19 protein-coding genes are annotated in these 24,515 nt (G+C 73.6%); 7 read left to right on the top strand and 12 right to left on the bottom strand.

Annotated elements, in window-relative coordinates:
* Nucleotides 1–15: 15 nt before the first annotated feature.
* The 3 genes from dxs to Srubr_RS21675 all read left to right on the top strand — a co-directional run bounded on the left by dxs (nucleotide 16) and on the right by Srubr_RS21675 (nucleotide 5,149).
* The gene (dxs, locus tag Srubr_RS21685; RefSeq protein ID WP_189990083.1) at nucleotides 16–1,944 is read left to right on the top strand and encodes a 1-deoxy-D-xylulose-5-phosphate synthase; all 1,929 of its coding nucleotides are present in this window, start codon (nucleotides 16–18) and stop codon (nucleotides 1,942–1,944) included.
* 146 nt (nucleotides 1,945–2,090) lie between these two features.
* Nucleotides 2,091–3,602, top strand: a complete 1,512-nt coding sequence (locus Srubr_RS21680; protein ID WP_189990086.1) for an amino acid permease — start codon at nucleotides 2,091–2,093, stop codon at nucleotides 3,600–3,602.
* Nucleotides 3,603–3,673: 71 nt separating this feature from the next.
* Nucleotides 3,674–5,149 (top strand): ArnT family glycosyltransferase, encoded by a 1,476-nt coding sequence (locus Srubr_RS21675; protein ID WP_189990089.1) that lies wholly within the window; start codon nucleotides 3,674–3,676, stop codon nucleotides 5,147–5,149.
* Nucleotides 5,150–5,417: 268 nt separating this feature from the next.
* Here the strand turns inward: Srubr_RS21675 and Srubr_RS21670 are convergent, their stop codons facing one another.
* Nucleotides 5,418–5,810 carry a PIN domain-containing protein gene (locus Srubr_RS21670; RefSeq protein ID WP_189990091.1) on the bottom strand — a complete coding sequence of 131 codons (393 nt, stop codon included), beginning with the start codon at nucleotides 5,808–5,810 and terminating at the stop codon, nucleotides 5,418–5,420.
* A 73-nt stretch (nucleotides 5,811–5,883) separates the two neighbouring features.
* Between Srubr_RS21670 and Srubr_RS21665 the strand changes: the two genes are divergently transcribed.
* Complete coding sequence (locus tag Srubr_RS21665) at nucleotides 5,884–6,900, top strand: PLL family lectin (protein ID WP_189990094.1); 1,017 nt, start codon at nucleotides 5,884–5,886, stop codon at nucleotides 6,898–6,900.
* 52 nt (nucleotides 6,901–6,952) lie between these two features.
* Here Srubr_RS21665 and Srubr_RS21660 read toward each other — a convergent pair whose 3' ends face one another.
* From Srubr_RS21660 to Srubr_RS21625, 8 genes are all read right to left on the bottom strand, one after another.
* A complete protein-coding gene (locus tag Srubr_RS21660; protein WP_189990097.1) occupies nucleotides 6,953–9,082 on the bottom strand; it encodes a 3-hydroxyacyl-CoA dehydrogenase NAD-binding domain-containing protein in 2,130 nt (709 codons plus the stop codon).
* Nucleotides 9,079–10,296 (bottom strand): thiolase family protein, encoded by a 1,218-nt coding sequence (locus Srubr_RS21655; RefSeq protein WP_189990101.1) that lies wholly within the window; start codon nucleotides 10,294–10,296, stop codon nucleotides 9,079–9,081. Before Srubr_RS21655 ends, Srubr_RS21660 begins: the two co-directional genes overlap by 4 nt.
* Before the next feature lie 116 nt (nucleotides 10,297–10,412).
* A complete protein-coding gene (locus Srubr_RS21650) occupies nucleotides 10,413–11,984 on the bottom strand; it encodes an MFS transporter (RefSeq protein ID WP_189990104.1) in 1,572 nt (523 codons plus the stop codon).
* Entirely contained in the window at nucleotides 11,981–12,739 is a 759-nt protein-coding gene (locus Srubr_RS21645) for an SDR family NAD(P)-dependent oxidoreductase (RefSeq protein WP_189990106.1), read from the bottom strand. Before Srubr_RS21645 ends, Srubr_RS21650 begins: the two co-directional genes overlap by 4 nt.
* A 116-nt stretch (nucleotides 12,740–12,855) precedes the next feature.
* A complete protein-coding gene (locus Srubr_RS21640; RefSeq protein ID WP_229926442.1) occupies nucleotides 12,856–13,740 on the bottom strand; it encodes a helix-turn-helix transcriptional regulator in 885 nt (294 codons plus the stop codon).
* Nucleotides 13,741–13,744: 4 nt separating this feature from the next.
* Nucleotides 13,745–15,034 (bottom strand): ribonuclease D, encoded by a 1,290-nt coding sequence (locus Srubr_RS21635; protein ID WP_189990109.1) that lies wholly within the window; start codon nucleotides 15,032–15,034, stop codon nucleotides 13,745–13,747.
* Nucleotides 15,035–15,180: 146 nt separating this feature from the next.
* Complete coding sequence (locus Srubr_RS21630; protein WP_030777669.1) at nucleotides 15,181–15,840, bottom strand: response regulator transcription factor; 660 nt, start codon at nucleotides 15,838–15,840, stop codon at nucleotides 15,181–15,183.
* 397 nt (nucleotides 15,841–16,237) lie between these two features.
* Nucleotides 16,238–16,909 carry a DUF3000 domain-containing protein gene (locus tag Srubr_RS21625; RefSeq protein ID WP_189990111.1) on the bottom strand — a complete coding sequence of 224 codons (672 nt, stop codon included), beginning with the start codon at nucleotides 16,907–16,909 and terminating at the stop codon, nucleotides 16,238–16,240.
* Nucleotides 16,910–16,995: 86 nt separating this feature from the next.
* On the opposite strand from Srubr_RS21625, the gene hemE reads away from it, so the two are divergent.
* Nucleotides 16,996–18,063 carry a uroporphyrinogen decarboxylase gene (gene hemE, locus Srubr_RS21620; protein WP_189990114.1) on the top strand — a complete coding sequence of 356 codons (1,068 nt, stop codon included), beginning with the start codon at nucleotides 16,996–16,998 and terminating at the stop codon, nucleotides 18,061–18,063.
* A gap of 1 nt (nucleotide 18,064) precedes the next feature.
* On the opposite strand, the gene Srubr_RS21615 is transcribed toward hemE, so the two are convergent.
* Nucleotides 18,065–18,889 (bottom strand): rhomboid family intramembrane serine protease, encoded by an 825-nt coding sequence (locus Srubr_RS21615; RefSeq protein ID WP_189990115.1) that lies wholly within the window; start codon nucleotides 18,887–18,889, stop codon nucleotides 18,065–18,067.
* Nucleotides 18,890–18,959: 70 nt separating this feature from the next.
* Complete coding sequence (locus tag Srubr_RS21610) at nucleotides 18,960–20,345, bottom strand: FAD-dependent oxidoreductase (RefSeq protein ID WP_189990117.1); 1,386 nt, start codon at nucleotides 20,343–20,345, stop codon at nucleotides 18,960–18,962.
* A gap of 94 nt (nucleotides 20,346–20,439) precedes the next feature.
* On the opposite strand from Srubr_RS21610, the gene hemG reads away from it, so the two are divergent.
* Together hemG and hemQ are read left to right on the top strand one after the other, a co-directional pair.
* Nucleotides 20,440–21,891, top strand: a complete 1,452-nt coding sequence (gene hemG / locus Srubr_RS21605) for a protoporphyrinogen oxidase (RefSeq protein ID WP_189990119.1) — start codon at nucleotides 20,440–20,442, stop codon at nucleotides 21,889–21,891.
* A 5-nt stretch (nucleotides 21,892–21,896) separates the two neighbouring features.
* Complete coding sequence (gene hemQ / locus Srubr_RS21600) at nucleotides 21,897–22,628, top strand: hydrogen peroxide-dependent heme synthase (RefSeq protein WP_189990121.1); 732 nt, start codon at nucleotides 21,897–21,899, stop codon at nucleotides 22,626–22,628.
* Between the two features lie 108 nt (nucleotides 22,629–22,736).
* On the opposite strand, the gene Srubr_RS21595 is transcribed toward hemQ, so the two are convergent.
* The gene (locus Srubr_RS21595) at nucleotides 22,737–24,395 is read right to left on the bottom strand and encodes an alpha/beta hydrolase (protein ID WP_189990123.1); all 1,659 of its coding nucleotides are present in this window, start codon (nucleotides 24,393–24,395) and stop codon (nucleotides 22,737–22,739) included.
* Nucleotides 24,396–24,515: the final 120 nt, after the last annotated feature.

Raw genomic sequence — 24,515 nt, 5'->3', positions numbered from 1 at the left:
TTCAAGGAGGCACGGGTGCCGCTGCTGACCCGCATCAGGGGACCGCGCGATCTGGACCGGCTCAGCCTGGAGGAGCTGGACCAGCTGGCAGAGGAGATCCGTACCTTCCTCGTCGACGCTGTCTCCAAGACCGGCGGCCACCTCGGTCCGAACCTCGGTGTGGTGGAGCTGACCATCGCCCTGCACCGCGTCTTCCACTCGCCCGCGGACAAGGTGCTGTGGGACACCGGCCACCAGTCCTACGTGCACAAGCTGCTCACCGGCCGGCAGGACTTCTCCCGGCTGAAGATGAAGGGCGGCCTGTCCGGCTACCCGGCGCAGGCCGAGTCCGAGCACGACGTCATCGAGAACAGCCACGCCTCGACCGTGCTCGGCTGGGCCGACGGCATCGCCAAGGCCAACCAGCTGCGCCGGCGGGACGACCACGTCGTCGCCGTCATCGGTGACGGCGCGCTCACCGGCGGCATGGCCTGGGAGGCGCTGAACAACATCGCCGAGGCCAAGGACCGCCCGCTCGTCATCGTCGTCAACGACAACGAGCGCTCCTACGCCCCGACCATCGGCGGCCTCGCCAACCACCTGGCGACCCTGCGCACCACCGACGGCTACGAGCGCTTCCTCGCCCGGACCAAGGACATCCTCGACCGCACCCCGGTCGTCGGCAAGCCGCTGTACGAGACCCTGCACGGCGCGAAGAAGGGGCTGAAGGACTTCATCGCCCCGCAGGGCATGTTCGAGGACCTGGGCCTGAAGTACGTCGGCCCGATCGACGGCCACGACATCGAGGCGCTGGAGTCCGCGCTGGCCCGCGCCAAGCGGTTCGGCGGCCCGGTCATCGTGCACTGCCTGACCGAGAAGGGCCGCGGCTACCAGCCCGCCCTCCAGGACGAGGCCGACCGCTTCCACGCCGTCGGCAAGATCCACCCGGACACCGGGCTGCCGATCAGCTCCTCCGGCGCCGACTGGACCTCGGTCTTCGGCGAGGAGATGGTCAGGCTCGGCGAGGAGCGCGAGGACATCGTCGCGATCACCGCCGCCATGCTCCAGCCGGTCGGCCTGGACAAGTTCGCCAAGCGCTTCCCCGACCGGGTCTACGACGTCGGGATCGCCGAGCAGCACGGCGCCGTCTCCGCGGCGGGCCTCGCCCACGGCGGGCTGCACCCGGTCTTCGCCGTGTACGCCACCTTCCTCAACCGCGCCTTCGACCAGGTCCTCATGGACGTGGCCCTGCACAAGTGCGGGGTGACCTTCGTGCTGGACCGGGCCGGGATCACCGGCACCGACGGCCCCTCGCACAACGGCATGTGGGACATGTCGATCCTCCAGGTGGTGCCCGGGCTGCGGCTGGCCGCGCCGCGCGACGCCGACCAGGTGCGCGCCCAGCTGCGCGAGGCCGTCGCCGTCGAGGACGCGCCGACCGTGGTGCGCTTCTCCAAGGGAGCCGTCGGCCCCGCCGTACCCGCCGTGGGCCGCGTCGGCGGCATGGACGTACTGCGCGAGCCCGGCACGGACCGCCCGGATGTGCTGCTGGTCTCCGTGGGCGCCCTCGCCCCGATGTGCCTGGAGATCGCCGCCCTGCTCGACAAGCAGGGCATCTCCACCACCGTGGTCGACCCGCGCTGGGTCAAGCCCGTGGACGAGGCCATGGCCCCGCTGGCCGAACGGCACCGGGTCGTCGTCACCGTCGAGGACAACAGCCGGGTCGGCGGTGTCGGCTCCGCGATCGCCCAGGCCCTCAGGGACGCGGGCGTGGACGTGCCGCTGCGCGACTTCGGCATCCCGCCGCGCTTCCTCGACCACGCCTCCCGCGCCGAGGTCATGGCCGAGATCGGGCTGACCGCGCCCGACATCGCCCGCCAGGTCACCGGACTGGTCGCCAAGCTCGACGGCCGGTTCGAGCGCCAGGCCGACGCCGCGGACCCCGTGGAGCACGCGCGCGACTAGCGAGCGCCCCCGCCCGCGACAGGCCGGTCCCGCCGCCTCCCCGGTGGCGGAACCGGCCTGTTTGCGTGAACCTGCCTGTGCCGGGGCAAACCGCACCACCGGCCCTCTCGATCATGTCGAGGCCGGCAAGCGTGGGAGGTGGGTTCGTGAGCAGCACGCTGTTCCGGACGAAGAACGTCGAGCAGTCCATCCAGGACACCGAGGAACCCGAGCACGCGCTCAAGAAGTCACTGTCCGCCCTGGACCTGACCGTCTTCGGCGTCGGCGTCATCATCGGCACCGGCATCTTCGTCCTCACCGGCACGGCGGCGAAGAACACCGCCGGTCCCGCGGTCTCGCTGTCCTTCGTCATCGCCGGCGCCGTCTGCGCGCTCGCCGCCCTCTGCTACGCCGAGTTCGCCTCCACCGTCCCGGTCGCGGGCTCCGCCTACACCTTCTCCTACGCCTCGCTCGGCGAACTCCCCGCCTGGATCATCGGCTGGGACCTGGTGCTGGAGCTGGCGCTCGGCACGGCGGTGGTAGCGGTCGGCTGGTCCGGCTACATCCACTCGCTGCTCGACAACTGGGGCTGGCACCTGCCCGAGGCGCTCGGCGGGCGGGACGGCGCCACCGGCTTCGGCTTCGACATCCTCGCCGCCGCCCTCGTGCTGCTGCTCACCGCCATCCTCGTCGTCGGCATGAAGGTGTCCGCCCGGGTCACCTCGGTGGTCGTCGGGATCAAGGTGGCCGTCGTCCTCATCGTGATCATCGCGGGCGCCTTCTTCGTCAAGGGCGCCAACTACGACCCGTTCATCCCCGAGGAGCAGCCCGTCGCGGCCGGCGGCAGCCTCAAGGCCCCCCTGGTCCAGCTGATCTTCGGGTGGGCCCCCTCGCACTTCGGGGTCATGGGCATCTTCACCGCCGCCTCCGTGGTCTTCTTCGCCTTCATCGGCTTCGACGTCGTCGCCACCGCCGCCGAGGAGACCCGCAATCCGCAGCGCGACGTCCCGCGCGGCATCCTGGGCTCCCTGGTCATCTGCACCGCCCTGTACGTCGCCGTGTCGATCGTCGTCACCGGCATGCAGAAGTACAGCTCGCTGTCCGTCGAGGCGCCCCTCGCCGACGCGTTCAAGGCCACCGGGCACCCCTGGTTCGCGGGCCTGATCAGCTTCGGCGCCGCGGTCGGCCTGACCACCGTGTGCATGATCCTGCTGCTCGGCCAGTCCCGGGTGTTCTTCGCGATGAGCCGCGACGGGCTGCTGCCCCGGTTCTTCTCCCAGACCCACCCGAAGTACCGCACCCCCTACCGGTCGACCATCCTGCTCGGCGTCGTCATCGCGGTCGTGGCGGGCTTCACCAGCCTCAGCGAACTGGCCGAGCTGGTGAACATCGGCACCCTCTTCGCCTTCGCCATCGTGGCGCTCAGCGTGATCATCCTGCGCCGCACCCGCCCCGACCTGCCCCGGGCCTTCCGCACCCCGCTGGTCCCGCTGGTCCCGGTGCTGTCGGTGCTCGCCTCGCTGTGGCTGATGCTGAACCTGCCCGCGGAGACCTGGCTGCGGTTCGCCGTCTGGATGCTGATCGGGTTCGTCGTCTACTTCCTCTACGGCCGCTCGCACAGCCGGCTCGCCCCGCGCGGGCACCCCCCGGCCGGCGAGAGCCCGCGCCCGCCCGCCTGACCGGCGGCGACACTCCCGGCCCCGCACGTCCTGTGGCACTCGGCGCCAGGGGTCCGGATAGCGTGCTGCCCATGCTCGCCGCCCCACTCGCCCCCGCCCGGACCGCGATCACCCGGACGGCGTACTGGGGGCGGCTGCTGCCCCTGCTGGCCGCGCTGGCCTGCGTCACCCGCATCCCCTCCTTCGTCCGCCCGCTGTGGAACCCCGACGAGGGCTACCTCGCCGTCGAAGCCCGGCTGCTGGCCCAGGGCGGGCAGCTCTACGACACGGTGGTGGACCGCAAACCGCCGCTGCTGCCCTGGCTGTACGAGGCCGCGTTCGCGCTGTGCGGCTCCGGCTCCCTGACCCCGCTGCGGATCCTCGCCGTCCTCGCCCAGCTGCTCACCGCCGTGCTGCTGGCCTCCCTGGCCCGCCGCCACTGGGGCGACAAGGCGGGTCGCACCGCCGGGGTGCTGTATCTGCTGGTGTCGGTGGGGCTCAACCCGGAGGACGCGCAGGCCGCCGGTTTCGAGGTGTTCATGCTGCCCTGGACGGCCGCCGCCGTGTGGTGCGCGGACCGGGGCCGCTGGGGCGCGGCCGGCACCGCCGTCGCCGCCGCGTTCCTGACCAAGCAGACCGGCGGTGCCGTCCTGCTGCCGGTGCTCTGGCTGCTCCACCGGCGCGGCGCCGTCCGGGCGGGCCTGCCCCGGCTCGCGGCCGGGTGCGCCGCCCCCGTGCTCGGCGCCGCGCTGCTGACGGACCCCGGCGGCTTCGTGTTCTGGACGGTGACCGGCTCCGCCGCCTACGCCACCGTCTCCGGCTCCGTGACCCACGTCCTCGGCCGCGCCCTGGCCAACACCGCGCTTGTCGCGGCGGCCTCGGCGGGGCTGCTGGCGCCGGTCGCGCGGGCCTTGCGCGACGCCCGCGCCCGGGCGGCCGAGCCGTGGCCCTGGCTGTGGCTGTGGCTCGCCTCCTCGGCCGTCGCCGTGACCCTCGGCTGCCACTTCTTCGGCCACTACTACCTGCAACTCCTCCCGCCGCTCGCCCTGCTGGCCACCGCCGCGCTGCACACCCGGCCCGGGCAGCGGCGCCTGGCCGCCGTCCTCACCTCCTGCTGCGCCTGCGCCCTCTTCGTCGGCTGGGGCCTCGTCGCCCCGCGCCCCGAACTCGCGCACGCCGAGCGGCTGGCGGCGGCCCTCGCCCACCGCACGGCACCCGGCGACCGGGTCCTGGTGTGGGGGATGCACCCCGAGACGTACTGGCTGGCCGGCCGCACCCCCGCCACCCGCTACCTCACCGCGGGGCTGCTCACCAACTACAGCGGCGGCCGGGACGGCTCCCGGGTCGGCGAGGCGTACGCCGTGCCCGGCGCCTGGTCCGTCTTCCGCCGGGAGCTGGCGGCGCACGCCCCCGCCCTGATCGCCGACGACTCCCGCGGCAAGCCGTACGCCCCCGCCCGCCTGCCCACCCTGCGCCGCCTGCTCGCGAGCGACTACACGGAGGTCGCCCGCGTGGACGGCGCGGTCCTGTACGCCCGCGCGACGGCACGGCCGGGCGCGGAATCGTAGCGGGCACGCGGCGCGGCGCAGGGCGGGCCGACTCCCGGCGCGCGGCTCCCGTCGGCCGTCGGGGTGGGCTGTGGGCCCCGTCGGCCGTGACTCGCGTGGCGCGGGGGCCCGGCGGGGGCCGGGTGTGGTGCGTGGCGGGGTGGCACTCGGCGACCGGCCCCGCGGAGCGTCGTGGCGGCTGCGGTTCCCGGTGCGCGGCCCCCGCCGGCCGTCGGGGCTTCGGTGGCAGCGCATTCCGGCGGCCGGCCGGGGCCGCCGTCGGTGTGGCTCAGCCCAGGACCGTACGCGGTCCCGCCACCCGCGCGCCCAGTTCGGTCACCCGGCGGCGCAGCTCGCGGTCGGCGGTCACCACCAGGCGGGGGCGGCCGGGGCTGGCGGCGGCCAGTTCCACGACGCGGTCGTCCCCGCTGCCCGGCGCCGACTCCACCCGTACGCCCGGCACCGAGGCCACGCCCCGGGCCGCGCCCTCGACCACGAGCACGATCTCCACCGGCCCCGGGTGCCCGGGCAGGCCCTCGCCCGCCAACCGGTCCCGCAGCCGCTCGGCCGCCCCCCTGCGGTCCTTCCACCAGCCGTCGGGCCGCGACCCGACGACGTTCGCGCCGTCCACGATGACGAGCGGCGGGGTGGGGGAGGGCGGGGTGTCGAGGGGACCGGTCATACCGCAAGGGTCCCATGGCCCGACCCCGGGGGCCGTGCCCCGTGACCGGTACGGGGCGGCTTAAAGTGAACCGGTGAACGGCGACTGGCTCCTTCGCGGCCGAGACGGCCGGCTCAGTGTGTACCAGCTGTCGGGCGACGCCGTCCTGTGCCGGGCGGAGCGCGGCCCCGGCGGCCCCTGGTCCGCCCCCCGCAGGATGGGCGGCGACCAGAAACTGCACCCCGTCCTGGCGATCGGCCAGGGCACCGACCGCTATGCCCACCTGGTCTCCTGGCGGCCCACCGTCAAGGGCGAGTCCGGCCTGGTGCACTCCACGCACTTCCGCCCGCACCTGGCCGCCCTGGACTGGCAGCCGATCGGCCACCCGGACAAGACCGGCGAGCGCACCGGCACCCCCGCGGTCACGGTCGACGCGCAAGGCCGCGCCCACGTGTTCGTCCGGAACAAGGGCGGCGGCGTGAGCATGCTCGGCCAGAAGGAGAAGGGCGGCTGGGGCCCCTGGCGGGACCTGGGGGGCAGCGAGGTGCACGACCAGCCGGCCGCGGTCACCACGGCGTCCGGCACGGTGGAGCTGTACGCGGCCGTCCCGCAGGGCCTGCTGTACTGGCGTCAGGAGTCGCCGGGCGCCGTGCCCGTGCTCCAGGAGTCCCTCACCACCCCGGTCCGTCCGGGCACCCTGCGCGCCCTGGTCACCTCCCCGGACAGCACGACGGTCTTCTACACCGACGCCGACGACACCCTGTGCGCCTGGCGGCCCGGCGGCAAGCCGGCCACGCTGCTGCCCGCGGCGGGCCCCGGCCCGGTCTCGGCGGTCCGCTGCGAGCTGGACGGCTACGACTGCACGCTGCTGGCCCAGCGGACGGCGAGCCGCCGGGTCGCCTTCGCCGCCTATCCGACCGAGCAGGAGTCGGCGGGGGCGTGGTGGACCGAGTCGGGCCCCGAACTGCCGCTGGACGCGCTGGTGTCCCTCGCGACGGACGAGACCGGCCGGGTGGTGGCGGCCACGCTGTCCCCCTCGACGGGACAGCTCCTGCTGACCCGCCGCAAGGACGAGCCGGGACTGGCGCTGGAGGCGTGGCGGCAAGCCTGAGCACGCGGAAGGGCCCCCGCCGAGGCGGGGGCCCTTCACACGTCGTACGGGGTTACGCCGGGACGCTCGCCACGCCCGGGGCCAGGAACTTCTTGCCGTTCACCCGCTCGGAGACGCCCTCGCGGTCCAGGTACGGCGTGACGCCGCCCAGGTGGAAGGGCCAGCCGGCGCCCGTGATCAGGCACAGGTCGATGTCCTGGGCCTCGGCGACGACGCCCTCGTCGAGCATGAGCCCGATCTCCTGCGCCACCGCGTCCAGCACCCGCGCCCGCACCTGCTCCTCGGTCAGGACCGTGTCGCCCTGCTTGAGCAGCGCGGCGACCTCCGGGTCCAGCTCCGGCTTGCCGCTGTCGTAGACGTAGAAGCCGCGCTTGCCGGCCTCGACGACCGCCTTGAGGTTCGGGGAGACCTTGAAGCGGTCCGGGAACGCGCCGTGCAGCGTCTCGGAGACGTGCAGGCCGATCGCGGGGCCGACCAGCTCCAGCAGCACCAGCGGGGACATCGGCAGGCCGAGCGGCTCGACGGCCTTCTCGGCGACCTCGACCGGGGTGCCCTCGTCGATGACGTTCTGGATCTCGCCCATGAAGCGGGTCAGGATGCGGTTCACGACGAACGCCGGGGCGTCCTTGACCAGCACCGCGGTCTTCTTCAGCTTCTTGGCGACGGCGAACGCGGTCGCGAGGGAGGCGTCGTCGGTCTGCTCGCCGCGGACGATCTCCAGCAGCGGCAGGACGGCCACCGGGTTGAAGAAGTGGAAGCCGACGACCCGCTCGGGGTGCTTCAGCTTCGACGCCATCTCCGTCACGGACAGCGAGGAGGTGTTGGTGGCGAGGATGGCGTGCGCCGGGGCGACCGCCTCGACCTCCGCGAACACCTGCTGCTTGACGCCGATCTCCTCGAACACGGCTTCGATGACGAAGTCCGCGTCCGCGAAGCCCTCGGCCTTGTCCAGGACACCGGTGACCAGCGCCTTGAGGCGGTTGGCCTTGTCCTGGTTGACGCGGCCCTTGGCGAGCAGCTTGTCGATCTCGGCGTGGACGTAAGCAACGCCCTTGTCGACGCGCTCCTGGTCGATGTCGGTCAGCACGACCGGCACCTCCAGGCGGCGCAGGAACAGCAGGGCGAGCTGGGAGGCCATCAGACCGGCGCCGACGACACCGACCTTGGTGACCGGGCGGGCCAGGTTCTTGTCCGGGGCGCCGGCCGGACGCTTGCCGCGCTTCTGGACGAGGTTGAACGCGTAGATGCCGGCGCGCAGTTCACCGCCCATGATCAGGTCGGCGAGGGCCTGGTCCTCGGCGTCGAAGCCCTGCTGGAGGTCGCCGTCCTTGGCGGCGGCGATGATGTCCAGGGCGCGGTAGGCGGCCGGGGCCGCGCCGTGCACCTTGCCGTCGGCGATGAACCGGCCCTTGGCGACGGCCTGGTCCCAGGCCTCACCGCGGTCGATCACCGGGCGCTCCACGGTGATGTCGCCCTTGAGGACCTGGGCCGTCCAGATCAGGGACTGCTCCAGGAAGTCGGCGCCCTCGAAGATCGCGTCGGCGATCCCGAGGTCGAAGACCTGCTGCCCCTTGAGCTGCTTGTTCTGGTTCAGCGAGTTCTCGATGATGACCGAGACGGCCTTGTCGGCGCCGATCAGGTTCGGCAGCAGGGTGCAGCCGCCCCAGCCGGGGACCAGGCCGAGGAAGACCTCGGGCAGCGAGAACGCCGGGATCGCCTTGGAGACGGTCCGGTAGGAGCAGTGCAGACCGACCTCGACGCCGCCGCCCATGGCCGCGCCGTTGTAGTACGCGAAGGTCGGCACGGCCAGCTTCGACAGTCGCTTGAAGACCTCGTGGCCGCCCTTGCCGATGGCGAGCGCGTGCTCGTGTTCCTTCAGCAGCTCGACGCCCTTGAGGTCGGCGCCGACGGCGAAGATGAACGGCTTGCCGGTGATGCCGGCACCGACGATCGCGCCCTCGGCCGCCTCCTTCTCGACCTGGTCGATGGCGGTGTTCAGGTTCGCCAGCGAGGCCGGGCCGAAGGTGGTCGGCTTGGTGTGGTCCAGGCCGTTGTCCAGCGTGATCAGCGCGAACCGGCCCGCGCCGAAGGGCAGGTCGAAGTGGCGTACGTGCGCGCTGGTGACGACCTCGTCGGGGAACAGGTCCGAGGCCTGCTGCAGAAGCTCGGCGGTGGTGCTCACTTGTCCCCCTCGAAGTGCGGGTTCTCCCAGATGACCGTCGCGCCCATGCCGAAGCCGACGCACATGGTGGTCAGGCCGTAGCGGACGTGCGGCTGCTCCTCGAACTGGCGGGCCAGCTGCGTCATCAGCCGGACGCCGGAGGAGGCCAGCGGGTGGCCGAAGGCGATGGCGCCGCCGTACTGGTTGACGCGCGCGTCGTCGTCGGCGATGCCGTAGTGCTCCAGGAAGGCCAGGACCTGGACGGCGAAGGCCTCGTTGATCTCGAACAGGCCGATGTCGGAGATGGACAGGCCCGCCTTGGCGAGGGCCTTCTCCGTGGCCGGGATCGGGCCGTAGCCCATGACCTCCGGCTCGACGCCCGCGAAGGCGTACGACACCAGGCGCATCTTGACCGGCAGGCCGTTCTCGCGGGCGAAGTCCTCGCTCGCGATGATCGACGCGGTGGCGCCGTCGTTCAGCCCGGCCGCGTTGCCCGCGGTGACCCGGCCGTGCACGCGGAACGGCGTCTTCAGGTTCGCCAGGTTCTCCAGCGTGGTGCCCGGGCGCATCGGCTCGTCGGCGGTGACCAGGCCCCAGCCGGTCTCGCCGCCCTCCGGGTTGGTGCGGCGCACCGAGATCGGCACCAGGTCGGCCTGGATCTTGCCGTTGGCGTACGCCTTGGCGGCCTTCTCCTGCGAGCGCACCGCGTACTCGTCGGCGCGCAGCTTGGTGATCGTCGGGTACCGGTCGTGCAGGTTCTCCGCGGTCATGCCCATGAAGAGGGCGGACTCGTCGACCAGCTTCTCGGAGACGAACCGCGGGTTGGGGTCGACGCCCTCGCCCATCGGGTGCCGGCCCATGTGCTCGACACCGCCGGCGATGACGGCGTCGTAGGCACCGAACGCGATCGAACCGGCGGTGGTGGTCACGGCGGTCAGCGCGCCGGCGCACATGCGGTCGATCGAGTAGCCGGGCACGGACTGCGGCAGGCCCGCGAGGATGCCGGCCGTGCGGCCGAGGGTCAGGCCCTGGTCGCCGATCTGCGTGGTCGCGGCGATGGCGACCTCGTCGATCTTCTTCGGGTCCAGGCCGGGGTTGCGGCGCAGCAGCTCCCGGATCGCCTTCACGACGAGGTCGTCGGCGCGGGTCTCGTGGTAGATGCCCTTCGGGCCCGCCTTGCCGAACGGGGTGCGGACGCCGTCGACGAAGACGACGTCCCTGACGGTACGAGGCACGATGGCTCTCCTCCAGATGCGGGATGGCACTGCTGCGTTGCGCTGAGCGCGCGCTCAGCCCCATGCTACTTATGAGTAACGTGGCTGCACAGCCCTGTACGGGGGAGCGGTGAACGTCACACCTCCGGGGGAGCCGTCGAACCCCGTTCGCGTCCGCCCAGCAGGAGGCAGATCACGACCGAGAGCACCGCGCACCCGGCCGTGCTCGTCCACAGCACCGTCTGCCAGGCGTCGGTGAGGCCGTGGGTCACGAGGGAGGTGAAGCCGGGCCGCGCGGGGGCGGGCAGCCCGGCGAGCGGGCCGGCGAGATCCCCGGCGTTGACGCTGTTGGCGAGGGTGCCCGAGCCGCCGTCGTACGACGGGAACCCCTTCAGCCCCGTGTCGAAGGGCTTTCGTACGAGGTTGACGAGGGCGGCGCTCGCGGCGGCGATCGCCAGGGCCTCGCTGCCGAGCCGCAGGGTGTTGAGGAAGCCCGCGGCCGCGCCGGTGGTCTCGGGCGCCACCACGTCCAGGACCGCCCCGTCCACCAGCCCGAAGTTGAGGCCCAGCCCGACCCCCAGGGTGATCAGGGGGCCGGCCAGTGCCCCGGGTGTCAGCCCCGGTTCGAGCGCGGAGGCGAGCCACCCCACCCCCACGGTCAGACACAGCAGGCTCAGCCCGAACACGCCCCGCAGCGCCAGTCCGCGCCGCAGCAGCCAGGTCGCCAGCAGCGGGCCCACCAGGATCGGCAGTGTCATCAGCAGCATGACGCCGCCCGCCGCACGACTGGAGTAACCGCCCGCCACCACGAGGTAGTTGGGAAGCAGGGGCAGCAGGATCACGAACGACAAGGTGGCCACGACGGGTATCAGGCACAGCGCCATGAACCGGCCGTTGCGCAGCAGGCGCAGGTCCAGCATCGGATGCCGTACCCGCGACTCCACCAGTGCGAAGGCCGCGAGCAGCACCACCGATCCGGCCAGCAGGCCCAGCACCTCGCCGCTGCCCCAGCCCCGTTGGGGCCCCTCCACCGTGCCGAGCGTCAGCAGGAACAGCCCGCCGGAGAAGGTGGCGGTACCGGGCCAGTCGGCCCCGGCCGGGCGGGGGCCGTCCGCGTCACCCCGGGGCAGGAGGGGCACCGTGCACCACACCAGGGCCATGAGCACCGCGTGCAGCCCGAAGAAGGCGCGCCAGCCGAGGGTGTCGGTCACCGCCCCGGCCACCATCGCGCCGAGCGCGAGCCCGGCGCCCGTCGTGATGCCGACCGCCCCGAACGCGCGGCCGCGTGCCCGGCCGTCGAACGTCTCGCCGATCAGGGAACTGCCACTGGTCAGCAGCGCGGCCGCGCCGACCCCGGCCAGGGCACGCGCCAGGTCGAGCACCAGGATGCCGGGTGCCGCCGCGCTCACCGCGGACGCCACCGTGAAGAGGGCGGCACCCCCGCCGAACACCCTCCGCCTGCCCCAGCGGTCGGCCAGCGAGCCGCAGGCCAGCAGCAAGCCGGCGAAGGTGAGGTTGTAGCCGTGCACCACCCATTGCGACGCCGCGAGCGACGCGCCGCTGTCCCGCCCGATGGCCGGCAGCGCCACGCCCGAGCCGGTCACCGATGTCGGCAGCACCAGCAGGGCCAGGAGGACGGCGACCAGCACGGCCGCCGCTCCCCGTCGCGCGTCCGCCCGCCGGGGCAGGGTGTCCTGCGCCGCGCTCATGCGGCCGGCACCGATCCGACGAGGCCGCCGTCGACGACCAGATCCTGACCGGTGATGTACGCGGCGTCGTCGGAGGCCAGGAAGGCGACGGCCGCGGCGACGTCGTCGGGGTGACCGAGCGAACCGAGCGGCACCAGGGCCGAGTCGCGGGCTTCGGCGTCCGGGTGCGGGTTGGCCTCCCGCCACATCGCCGTGTCGATGTAACCGGGGCTGACGGAGTTGACGCGGATACCGCGAGCGGCCAGGTCGGAGCCCAGCGTGCGGGCGAGGTTGTGCACCGCCGCCTTGCCGGCGGAGTAGACCGATGCGACGGGCAGCCCGCGGTGCAGGGTCCAGGAGGCGTTGATGACGACGGCGCCACCGCGCGGCATCAGCCGCAGTGCCTTCTGCACGGTGAAGAAGACGCCCTTGAAGTTGACGTCGACGGTCCGGTCGAAGTCCTCCTCGGTGATCTCCGTGGTCGGCTTGAAAACGCCGGTCCCGGCGTTGGCGAAGACCGCGTCCAGGGTGCCGCGCCAGGTCTCGATCCGGCGCATCAGCGCGTCGAGGTCGGACAGGGAGGCCACGTCGGCCCGGACGGCGAGCACCCGGTCGTCCACCGCGTCGAGCCGGGCGACCGCCGCGTCCAGGCGCGCCCGGTCACGTCCGGTGATGACGACGTAGGCGCCCTCGTCCAGGAGCCGCCGCGCCGTGGCGAGGCCCATGCCGCTGGTCCCGCCGGTGATCAAGGCCGTCTTGTTCGTGAATCGCTGCATGGCAGTGATCCTCGGGCGGCGCGGACGGCCGTGGCAGTGTCGCCTGAGCCTGGGTCTGTCACCACCACCTTCGCCGCATGCCCGCGGCGAAGGGCAGCTCAGGAGGGGCGGGGCCGCTACGTGGCAGGGACCGGTGCCCAGGCGGGCGCGGGAGGCTCTACGTCCGCCGCCAGCAGGCCGGCCAGGCGGCTCTCGGTCGGCGTTCCCTCCGCCGGGGTGTACAGCAGCAGACGCGCGCCGGGCAGATCGGAGACGGGCAGCATCGTGTAGTCGAAGGTCAGCTCGCCCGCCCCGGGGTGCCGCAGCGACTTGATTCCCTCGGTCGCGGCCCCCACCGGGTGTTCCGCCCAGACCGCGGCGAACGCGGGACTGGCCGCGCACATGTCCTGGGCCAGCCGGCCGAACTCCGGATCGTCGGGGTAACGCGCGGCGTCCGCGCGGAACTGGCCGACGATCTGCCGCGCCGCGTCCTCCCAGCCGCACAGCGAGGCGCGGAAGTGCGCGCTGGTGAAGAAGCTGACCAGACAGCTGTGGGCCGACTCCTCGTAGCCGAAGACCAGCCGGGCGGCCCGGTTGACGGCGATCAGCTTCCAGTGCCGGTCGATGACGTACGCCGGCCGCGGCAGCCAGCCGTCGACGACCCGGCGGATCCCGGCCGGTACCGCCCGTTCGGCGGGCCGGGCCTGCGGCGGGTTCAGCCCGGCCAGCAGGTACAGGTGCTCACGCTCGGCGGCGTCCAGCCGCAGCACGCGGGCGACGGCGTCCAGCACGTCGGCCGACACGTTGATGTCGCGCCCCTGTTCCAGCCACGTGTACCAGGAGACCCCGACCCCGGCGAGCACCGCGACCTCCTCGCGCCGCAGGCCCGGCGTACGGCGCCCGCCGCCGGCCGCCATTCCCACGTCCGCGGGGGTCAGCCGTGCGCGCCGCGAGCGGAGGAACGCCCGTATCTCCGCGCTGCGCCGCTCGCGGGCCTCGGCCGGCAGCCTGGAAATCTCCACGCGCCTACGCCCCCTTGGTCACCAGCGCGTCCACCAGCACCGGCGTCACCAGCTCGATCTGCCACGGACGCGCGCCGTACCCGGCCAGCGCGGCCGCCACGGAAGCGGCGTCCACCACCTTCGGCGGCTCCCAGCAGATCCTGCGCACCGTGTCCGGGGAGATCACGTTCTCCTGCGGCATGGTGACCCGCTCGGCGAGGGAGGACACCCCGGCCCGCGCGGCGGACAGCCGGGCCGCCGCGGCCGGGTCCTTGTCGGCCCACGCCCGGGGCGGCGGCGGTCCCGCCACCGGCTGCCCCGGCTGCGGCAGCGCGGTCTCCGGCAGCGCCCTGGCGCGGTCCACCGCGGCCTGCCACTGCTCCAGCTGCCGCCGGCCCATCCGGTGCCCGAAGCCGTTCAGCGCGGCGAGGGCGTGCACATTGCCCGGCAGGGCGAGCGCGGCCTCCACGATGGCCGCGTCGCTCAGCACCTTGCCCGGCGAGACGTCCCGGCGCTGGGCGATCCGGTCCCGGGTCTGCCACAGCTCCCGGACCACGGCGAGCTGCCGCCGGCGGCGCACCTTGTGCATCCCGGACGTACGACGCCAGGGGTCCTTGCGGGGCTCGGGCGGCGGCGCCGTCGCGATCGCGTCGAACTCCTGGAGGGCCCACTCCAGCTTGCCCTGCCGGTCCAGCTCCTTCTCCAGGGCGTCCCGCAGGTCGACGAGCAGCTCGACGTCGAGCGCGGCGTAGCGCAGCCACGGCTCGGGCAGCGGGCGGGTCGACCAGTCGACGGCGGAGTGGCCCTTCTCCAGGACGTAGCCGAGGACGCCCTCGACCATGGCGCCGAGGCCGACCCGGGGGAAACCGGCCAGCCGCCCGGCCAGCTCGGTGTCGAACAGGCGGGCCGGGACCATGCCTATCTCGCGCAGGCAGGGCAGGTCCTGGGTGGCCGCGTGCAGCACCCACTCGGCGTCGGACAGGGCCGCGCCGAGTCCGGACAGGTCGGGGCAGGCGACGGGGTCGATGAGCGCGGTCCCGGCGCCCTCGCGGCGCAGCTGCACCAGGTAGGCGCGCTGGCCGTAGCGGTAGCCGGAGGCGCGCTCGGCGTCCACGGCGACCGGGCCGGAGCCGGCGGCGAAGGCGGCCGTCACCCGGGCGAGGTCCGCCGCTTCGGCGATCACGGGCGGAATGCCCTCGCGCGGTTCGAGCAATGGAGTCGGCGCCCCCGTCACAGAAGATCCGGCGTCGTCCGGAGGAGTGCCTCCGGTGGTGCGCAGGGAGCTGTCTGCTGCGGTGTCTTGGGCGTCGGTCACCTGTCAAGGGTATCCGTGCGCACACCGCGCCCGTCGACGGAACGTTCCGTCGACGGGCGCGGCAGGGTCGTAAACCGGTCAGCGGCGGGCCGCCGCCGGTTCGCCGGGGTGAACGGGAATTGCGCCGAAGGGGGCATCCGGTGGGCTCAGTGGATGATCCCGGTGCGCAGGGCGACGGCCACCATGCCGGCCCGGTCGCCGGTGCCCAGCTTGCGGGCGATGCGGGCCAGGTGGCTCTTGACGGTGAGGGCGGACAAACCCATGGACACGCCGATCGCCTTGTTCGACTGGCCCTCCGCGACCAGCCGCAGCACCTCGACCTCGCGTCCGGACAGCTCCCGGTAGCCGCCCGGGTGGCTCGGGGCACCCGGGGGGCGGCGGTGCATACGGGCGGCGGCACCGAGGGGAGCGGCGCCGGGACGGGTGGGGAGCCCGATGTTGGTACGGGTGCCGGTGACGACGTAGCCCTTGACGCCGCCGGCCAGCGCGTTGCGGACCGCGCCGATGTCGTCGGCGGCGGAGAGCGCCAGTCCGTTGGGCCAGCCCGCGGCCCGGGTCTCGGACAGCAGGGTGAGGCCGGAGCCGTCAGGGAGGTGGACGTCGGCGACGCAGATGTCGCGCGGGTTGCCGATGCGGGGACGAGCCTCCGCGATGGACGAGGCTTCGATGACATCGCGCACGCCGAGCGCCCACAGATGGCGGGTGACGGTGGAACGGACACGCGGGTCGGCCACGACCACCATGGCGGTCGGCTTGTTCGGGCGGTAGGCGACCAGGCTTGCGGGTTGCTCAAGGAGAACGGACACCAGGCCTCCTGGGTGGGGGGACGGGGCCGGCTTGTGGGGATGAAGCCGGGACGAACCGTGCTTTCAAGGTCACAGTCGTCTTCGGCAGCAAACTCGTCCGCCTTTAGGGAGTGATCACGATCTAGTGAGTAACAATCCGTGCGCTTCGGACACACGATCGATCAACCGAAGATCGAGTCGGTTCGAGCGAGTGCGATTCGAGTGCGGAAAGTGGCCGTATCGACAAAGAGATGGTCAATACGGCGTTTCATGACCACCCCTCGGCGGGATTGCGGACCGGAGCAGGTCTCCGGGCAGGCCGCGGATGCGGATCGGCGCGGGCACCTGGGCAGGCCGCGGACGCGGACCGGTCCCGGCCGCTCGGCGGAACCGCGAAATCGGTGTGGCGGGCGCCCGCTCAGCGGGACTGCGGGCCCCGGCGCTGCGGCAGCGTCACCACCGACGCGTCCCCGGGACCGGCCGGCGGCAGGCCCGCGACCTGCGCCAGCAGATCGCACCAGGAGGTCAGATGCGCGGCGGTGTCCGGCACCCCGCCCAGCCCCTCCCGAGGCGTCCAGGAGGCGCGGATCTCGATCTGCGAGGCCGCGGGCCGCTCCGCCAGCCCGCCGAAATAGTGCGAACCCGCCCGCGTGATCGTGCCGCTCGGCTCGCCGTAGGCCAGCCCGCGGGCCTGGAGCGCCCCGGTCAGCCACGACCAGCACACCTCCGGCAGCAGCGGATCGGCCGCCATCTCCGGCTCCAGCTCCGCCCGCACCAGCGTCACCAGCCGGAACGTGCCCTGCCACGCGTCATGCCCGTCCGGGTCGTGCAGCAGCACCAGACGCCCGTCGGCCAGCTCCTGCTCGCCGTCGACCACCACCGCCTCCAGCGCGTACGCGTACGGGGCGAGCCGCTGCGGGGCGGGCGTCGGCTCCACCTCGACCTGCGGCCGCGGTCGCGCCGCCCGCAGCGCGTCGACCGCGGCGCGGAACGCCGGCGGCAGCCCGCCGCCCGCCCGCGCCTGAGCGGTGTCCTCCGCGTCGTCCATTCCGTCAGCGCCGTCCGACAGTCGTCCCTGAGCCGCAGCCATGCGGGGAAGAGTAAGGGGAAGCGGGCCGTCGCGCAGGGCAAGACACCCCGCGCCACCGCTCCCCGGTGTCATGCGAGACTTGCCCCGTGACCGCGAACGACACCTTCACGGGCCAGGGGCCCGCAGCCACGTACGACAGCGCGTTCCTCAAGGCGTGCCGGCGTGAACCCGTGCCGCACACCCCCGTGTGGTTCATGCGCCAGGCCGGCCGCTCCCTGCCCGAGTACCGCAAGGTGCGCGAGGGCGTGCCCATGCTGGAGTCCTGCATGCGGCCCGAGCTGGTCACCGAGATCACCCTCCAGCCGGTGCGCCGGCACGGCGTGGACGCGGCGATCTACTTCAGCGACATCGTCGTCCCGCTCAAGGCCATCGGTCTCGACCTGGACATCAAGCCCGGCGTCGGCCCGGTCGTCGAGCAGCCCGTCCGCACCCGCGCCGACCTGGCCCGGCTGCGCGACCTCGCCCCCGAGGACGTTCCGTACGTCACCGAGGCCATCGGCATGCTCACCCGCGAGCTGGGCGCCACCCCGCTGATCGGCTTCGCGGGCGCGCCCTTCACCCTGGCGAGCTATCTGGTCGAAGGCGGCCCCTCGCGCACGTACGAGAACGCCAAGGCCATGATGTACGGCGACCCCGAGCTGTGGGCCGACCTGCTCGACCGCCTCGCCGACATCACGGCCGCCTTCCTGAAGGTGCAGATCGAGGCCGGCGCCAGCGCCGTCCAGCTCTTCGACTCCTGGGCCGGCGCGCTGGCCCCGGCGGACTACCGGCGCTCGGTCATGCCGGCCTCCGCGAAGGTCTTCGACGCGGTCGCCGGGTACGGCGTCCCGCGCATCCACTTCGGCGTCGGCACCGGCGAGCTGCTGAAGCTCCTGGGCGAGGCAGGCGCGGATGTCGTCGGCGTCGACTGGCGCGTCCCGCTGGACGAGGCCGCCCGCCGCGTCGGCCCGGGCAAGGCCCTCCAGGGCAACCTGGACCCGACCGTGCTGTTCACCGACAAGGACACCGTCGAGGCCAAGGCCCAGGAGGTGCTGGACGCCGCCGCAGGGCTGGAGGGGCACGTCTTCAACCTCGGCCACGGCGTCATGCCGAACACCGACCCGGACGCGCTGACCCGGCTCACGGAGTACGTCCACACCGCGAGCGCGCGCTGACTCACCAGGTGTAACGGGGCCGCGCGCGCCTGCCGAACAGCAGGCCGGGCGGCTCCGGCGGCGGTGGTGTGCCGGGCTTGAGCGGCCAGGCGAGCAGCATGCCCGCCACGAAGCCGACCACGTGCGCCGCGTACGCCACCGTGCCCGCTCCGGACACCCCGAGCCCGGAGGAGTACACCGCCTGGAGCCCGAACCAGAACCCGAGCACCAGCCAGGCGGGCAGCCTGAGCGGCAGGAAGACCAGGAACGGCACCAGCACCCACACCCTGGCCCGCGGATACAGCACCAGATAGGCGCCGAGCACTCCGGCGATCGCCCCCGACGCGCCGATCAGCGGGTCGGCGGAGGCGGCGTTGAGCAGCGCGAAGCCGTACCCGGCCGCGTAGCCGCACACCACGTAGAAGAGGAAGAAACGGATGTGGCCCATCCGGTCCTCGACGTTGTTGCCGAAGATCAGCAGGAACAGCATGTTCCCCAGCAGGTGCGGCCAGCCGCCGTGCAGGAACATCGCGGTGAACACCGACAGCGGCGGCGACTTGTCGTAGCCGGGCGGCGCCACTACGCACCCCGGCCCCTGCGGGCCCACCCCGACCTCCCCGGTCGGCACCAGCCGGGGCAGCTGATCGTGGACGAGCTCCCGGGGGACCGCCGCGTAACGGTCCAGGAACGCCTGCAGATCGCACAGCTGCGCCAGCTTGGTGCCGCCGGTCACGGAACCGGCCATGCCGGGCATGGTGACGAACACCAGCACATTGGCGGCGATGAGCGCGTACGTCACCCAGGGGGTGCGGCGCACCGGGTTCACGTCATGGACGGGGATGACCACACACAAGTAGTGCCCGCGATCCGGCCAGGCTATCAGCGCGTCCGCCGTCGGCGGGTCCGGCCGCCGCGGGTCAGCCCGGCCGCACCTTCGAGGCGGCCTTCCGCGCGGCCACCAGCACCGGGTCCCACACCGGTGAGAACGGCGGGGCGTACCCCAGGTCCAGGGCCGTCATCTCCTCCACGGTCATCCGCGCGGTGAGTGCCACCGCCGCGATGTCCACCCGCTTGCCCGCTCCCTCCCGGCCGACGATCTGCACGCCCAGCAGCCGTCCCGTACGGGCCTCGGCGAGCATCTTCACCGTCATGGGGGCGGCCCCCGGGTAGTAGCCGGCGCGGCTGGTCGACTCGATGGTGACCGTCTCGTACCGCAGGCCCGCCCGGCGGGCGTCCTTCTCCCGCAGGCCGGTGCGGGCGATCTCCAGGTCGCACACCTTGCTCACCGCCGTGCCGACGACACCCGGAAAAGTGGCGTAGCCGCCGCCCGCGTTGGTGCCGATGACCTGGCCGTGCTTGTTGGCATGGGTGCCGAGCGGAACGTACTGCAGCTGTCCGGAGACCAGGTTCAGCACCTCCACGCAGTCGCCGCCCGCCCAGACGTTCTCCTGCCCGCGCACCCGCATCGCCAGATCGGTGAGCAGCCCGCCGTGGGCGCCGAGCGGCAGCCCGGCCGCCCGGGCGAGGGCGGTCTCCGGGCGGACGCCGATGCCGAGGACCACCACGTCCGCCGGGAACTCGGCGTCCCGCGTGGCCACCGCCCGCACCCGGCCGTCCGCGCCGGTGAGCACCTCGGTCACCTCGGCGTCGCCGACCATGGTGATGCCGAGCCCCTCCATGGCCCGGTGCACCAACCGGCCCATGTCCGGGTCCAGCGTCGACATCGGCTCCCGGCCCCGGTTGACGACCGTCACCTCGAAACCCCGGCGGATCAGCGCCTCGGCCATCTCGACCCCGATGTAGCCGGCGCCCACGACCACCGCCCTGCGGCCCCGCGTGCCGGCCAGGGTGTCCAGCAGCGCCTGGCCGTCGTCGAGCGTCTGCACCCCGTGCACCCCGGGGGCGTCCACGCCGGGCAGGTCCGGGCGGACCGGCCGGGCACCGGTGGCGATGACCAGCTTGTCGTACGGTGTCCAGTACTCGGCGCCGGAATCGACGTCACGCGCGCGTACCCGCTGCCCGGCCACGTCGATCTCCGTGATCTCCGTGCGCATCCGCAGGTCGATGTCCCGCGCGCGGTGCTCCTTCGCCGTCCGCGCGATCAGCCGGTCCCGCTCCGGGACCTGGCCGCCCACCCAGTACGGGATGCCGCACGCCGAGAAGGAGGTGAAGTGGCCGCGCTCGAACGCCACGATCTCCAGCTCCCCGGGACCCCGCAGCCGCCGCGCCTGCGAGGCCGCGGACATGCCCGCGGCGTCGCCCCCGATCACGACCAGCCGTTGTCTGCCGCCAGCGATGCTCATGGGAACACGCTACGGGGTGCGGCCGGTCCGGCCCCCGCCGGCCGGACACCGGGCCCCGGCCGGAGTGTCAGTGGGGTCTGAGAGAGTGGGGAACATGAGCACAACGGGTAGGGGCCTGGGGCACGTCGTCGTCATCGGGGCCGGCATCGCCGGGCTGGCCGCCGCGCACCGGCTGCTGGGGCGCGGCGCGCGCGTGACGGTGCTGGAGGCCGGCGACCGGGTCGGCGGCAAGCTGCTGCCCGGCGAGATCGCCGGCGTCCGCGTCGACCTCGGCGCCGAGTCCATGCTGGCCCGCCGCCCGGAAGCGGTGACCCTCGCGCGCGAGGCGGGCCTCGGCGCATCGCTCCAGCCGCCGGCCACCGCGACCGCCTCGATCTGGACCCGGGGTGCCCTGCGCCCCATGCCCAAGGGCCATGTGATGGGCGTCCCCGGCACCGCCGCCGCGCTCTCCGGCGTCCTCTCCGCCGAGGGCCTGGCCCGCATCGAGCGTGACGCCGACCTGCCCCGCACCGAGACCGGCGACGACGTGGCCGTCGGCGCGTACGTGGCGGCCCGGCTCGGCCGCGAGGTCGTCGACCGCCTCGTGGAACCGCTGCTGGGCGGGGTGTACGCGGGCGACGCCTACCGCATCTCGATGCGCTCGGCCGTCCCGCAGCTCTTCCAGGCCGCCCGCGCCCACACCTCCCTCACCGAGGGCGTCCGCGAGATCCAGGCGAAGGCCGCCGCGAACCAGCAGGCCGGGCCGGTCTTCATGGGCATCGCCGGCGGCATCGGGCGGCTGCCGCTCGCGGTCGCCGAGTCGGTGCGCGCCCGCGGCGGCGAGATCCTCACCAACGCCCCCGCCCGCGAACTGCGCCGGGAGCCGGACGGCTGGCGGATCACCGCGGGCGAGCGCGTGCTGCGCGCCGACGCGGTGGTGGTCGCCGTACCCGCCCCGGCCGCCGCCCGGCTGCTGCGCGCGGAGGTCCCGGGGGCCGCCGCCGAGCTGGCCGCCGTCGAGTACGCCTCCATGGCCCTGGTCACCCTCGCCTACCGGCGCGCCGACGCGCGCCTGCCCGAGGGCAGCGGCTTCCTCGTGCCGCCCGTCGACGGCCGCACCATCAAGGCGTCCACCTTCGCCTCCCGCAAGTGGGGCTGGATCGCCGAGGAGGACCCGGACGTGCTGGTCCTGCGCACCTCCGTGGGCCGCTACGGCGAGACGGAGATCCTCGGCCGGGACGACGCCGGCCTGGTGGAGGTATCCCGGCACGACCTGCGGGAGGCCACCGGCCTGGACGCCGTCCCGCTGGAGACCAGGGTCACCCGCTGGACCGACGGCCTGCCCCAGTACCCCGTCGGGCACCACGCGCGCGTGGCCCGCGTCCGCGAGCACGTCGCCAAGCTCCCGGGGCTCGCGGTGTGCGGCGCCCAGTACGACGGCGTCGGCATCCCGGCGTGCATCGCGAGCGCCTACGCCGCGGTGGACCGGCTGGCGGGCGACGACGGGGGCGTCCGGGAGCTGACGGCCAACCCGGTGCAGAGCCTGCACGGCGGAGCGGGAGAATAGGGACCATGAGTGACGACGCCCCCATCACCGAGTCCGGCAGGATCCCGAACAAGGGCAAGCTGGCCAAGGACCTCAACGAGGTCATCCGCTACACCCTGTGGTCGGTCTTCAAGCTGAAGGACGCCCTGCCGGCGGACCGCGCGGGATACGCCGACGAGGTCCAGGAGCTGTTCGACCAGCTCGCCGCCAAGGACGTCACGGTCCGCGGCACCTACGACGTCTCCGGTCTGCGCGCCGACGCCGACCTCATGATCTGGTGGCACGCCGAGACCAGCGACCAGCTCCAGGAGGCGTACAACCTCTTCCGCCGCACCAAGCTGGGCCGCGCGCTGGAGCCGGTCTGGTCGAACATGGCGCTGCACCGCCCGGCGGAGTTCAACCGCTCGCACATCCCGGCGTTCCTCGCCGACGAGACGCCCCGGAACTACGTCAGCGTCTACCCGTTCGTGCGCTCCTACGACTGGTACCTGCTGCCCGACGAGGACCGCCGCCGGATGCTCGCCGACCACGGCAAGATGGCCCGCGGCTACCCGGACGTGCGCGCCAACACGGTCGCCTCGTTCTCCCTCGGCGACTACGAGTGGATCCTCGCCTTCGAGGCCGACGAGCTGTACCGCATCGTCGACCTCATGCGCCACCTGCGCGGCTCCGAGGCCCGCATGCACGTCCGCGAGGAAGTCCCGTTCTTCACGGGCCGCCGCAAGGACATCGGCGACCTGGTGGCAGGGCTGGCGTAGAACGCCCCCGAAGGGGCGCGGGGCTGTATCGAAATGCGGCTCCGCCGCGTGGGCGCGAGAAAGCCACGACGTCCCGCACCCGCCCGACGGGCATGACAGGGCACCCCATCAGGCGCCCTTACCCGGCCGGGCCGCCGGAGGCCGGCGCGGTGCGCACGACGCGTGCCGGGCCGGCACCCGGCCCTCCAGCAGGTACGCGTACAGGTGCCCGTTGACGCAGGCGTTGGGCCCGCCCGCGATCCCGTGCGTGCCCGCGTCCCGCTCCGTCACCAGCACGGACCCGGCCAGCCGCCGGTTCATCGACAGCGCCCCCTGGTACGGCGCCGCGGCGTCCCGCTCGGCCGCCAGGATCAGCACCGGCGGCAGCTCGCCCGGCCCGGTCCGCACGTCCGGCGGCTGCTGCCGGGGCGCCGGCCAGAAGGCGCACGGCAGGTTCGTCCAGGCGTTGTCCCAGGTCTCGAAGGGCGCCACCCGGGCGAGGCGGGTGTTGTCGCGGTCCCACACCGCCCAGTCCGTCGGCCAGGGCGCGTCGTTGCACTCGACGGCGGTGTACACGGCCGACGCGTTCTCCGCCTCGGCGGCCGTCTCCGGGCGCGGCGCGGCCAGCCGGACCAGCGGCTCCGGGTCACCGTGCAGATAGGCCGACAGGGCCGCGGCCCGGCTCGGCCAGTGGTCCTCGTAGTACCCGGCGGTCAGGAACGCGTTGTGCAGCTGGCCGGGGCCCACCTTCCCGCCCGCCGCCTTCCCGGCGAGCCGCTCGCGCGCGATGTCGTAGCCGCGCTGCACCCGCGCTGACGTGGTACCGAGCCGGTACACGTCGTCGTGCCGGGCGATCCAGTCCCGGAAGTCCGCCCAGCGGTCCTCGAACGCCGCCGACTGCTCCAGGTTGCTGCGGTACCAGATCTTCTCGGGGTCCGGGTCCACCGCCGCGTCCAGCACCATGCGCCGCACGTGGGAGGGGAACATCGCCGCGTACAGCGCGCCGAAGTAGGTGCCGTACGAGGCGCCCATGAAGGTCAGCCGGTCCTCGCCCAGCGCGGCCCGCAGCACGTCCAGGTCCCGGGCGTTGTTCAGCGACGTGTAGTGGCGCAGCCGGCTCCCGGACCGCTGGGCGCAGCCGCGCGCGTACGCCCGCGCCCGCGCGACGCGCTCCCGCTTGTACGCCTCGGAGGGGTGTACCGGCGCCTCGGTGGGTGCCTTGAGGAAGCGTTTCGGGTCCTCGCAGGACAGCGGCGCCGAGCGGCCCACCCCGCGCGGCGCGTAGCCGACCAGGTCGTAGACGGCACCGATCCGCTGCCAGCCCGGAACCGTGCCGATCAGCGGGAAGTACATGCCGGAGGCGCCGGGGCCACCCGGGTTGAAGACCAGGGCGCCCTGCCGGGGGACCTTCCGCTTGCTGTTGTGCGGGTCCTTCTGCGTGGCCCGGGCCCGGCTGACGGTCAGTCGGATCTGTTTGCCGTCGGGGTGGGCGTAGTCCAGCGGGACGCTCACCGTGCCGCACCGCACACCGGCCGGCGCCCCCGGCACCTCGGCCGCCGGGCAGGGGCCGAAGTCGATCCCGGTCGCCCGGGCGCGGGCCGCGGCCACCACGGTGCCGCGCAGTTCGGCCGTGCCGGGGGCCGCCGGGGCATGCGGGGCGTGCGGGGCATGAGAGGCCCGCGGGGTGCCGGGGATGCCGGGGGTGCCCGGGGTGCCGCCCGCCGGGGCCGCGCCCAGGGCGGTCAGCAGCAAGGACCCGGCGGCCGAGTAAAGGGCGGCAGCTCTCATCGCGTATCCCTCCGGTGCGCGGCGGCGGTGGCACGGCTGCCACGGCCCGGCGCGAACACAAGGGATATTTGGTACGGCCGTGGGGGAAGGCAAGGACCGCCCGGCCGGTGTCGGTGTCAA

Origin of the sequence: Streptomyces rubradiris, assembly GCF_016860525.1 — a bacterium.
Classification (GTDB): Bacteria; Actinomycetota; Actinomycetes; order Streptomycetales; family Streptomycetaceae; genus Streptomyces; species Streptomyces rubradiris.
Note: the sequence above shows the minus strand (reverse complement) of the source record. Positions and strands in the feature narration are given on the sequence as shown.

Excerpts from the sequence above, each read along its gene's own strand:
- Srubr_RS21610 (WP_189990117.1), bottom strand. The coding sequence starts at position 20,345 with ATGAGCATCGCTGGCGGCAGACAACGGCTGGTCGTGATCGGGGGCGAC.
- Srubr_RS21645 (WP_189990106.1), bottom strand. The coding sequence starts at position 12,739 with ATGCAGCGATTCACGAACAAGACGGCCTTGATCACCGGCGGGACCAGC.
- hemG (WP_189990119.1), top strand. The coding sequence starts at position 20,440 with ATGAGCACAACGGGTAGGGGCCTGGGGCACGTCGTCGTCATCGGGGCC.
- Srubr_RS21670 (WP_189990091.1), bottom strand. The coding sequence starts at position 5,810 with ATGACCGGTCCCCTCGACACCCCGCCCTCCCCCACCCCGCCGCTCGTC.
- Srubr_RS21625 (WP_189990111.1), bottom strand. The coding sequence starts at position 16,909 with ATGGCTGCGGCTCAGGGACGACTGTCGGACGGCGCTGACGGAATGGAC.
- Srubr_RS21675 (WP_189990089.1), top strand. The coding sequence starts at position 3,674 with ATGCTCGCCGCCCCACTCGCCCCCGCCCGGACCGCGATCACCCGGACG.
- Srubr_RS21650 (WP_189990104.1), bottom strand. The coding sequence starts at position 11,984 with ATGAGCGCGGCGCAGGACACCCTGCCCCGGCGGGCGGACGCGCGACGG.
- hemQ (WP_189990121.1), top strand. The coding sequence starts at position 21,897 with ATGAGTGACGACGCCCCCATCACCGAGTCCGGCAGGATCCCGAACAAG.
- Srubr_RS21595 (WP_189990123.1), bottom strand. The coding sequence starts at position 24,395 with ATGAGAGCTGCCGCCCTTTACTCGGCCGCCGGGTCCTTGCTGCTGACC.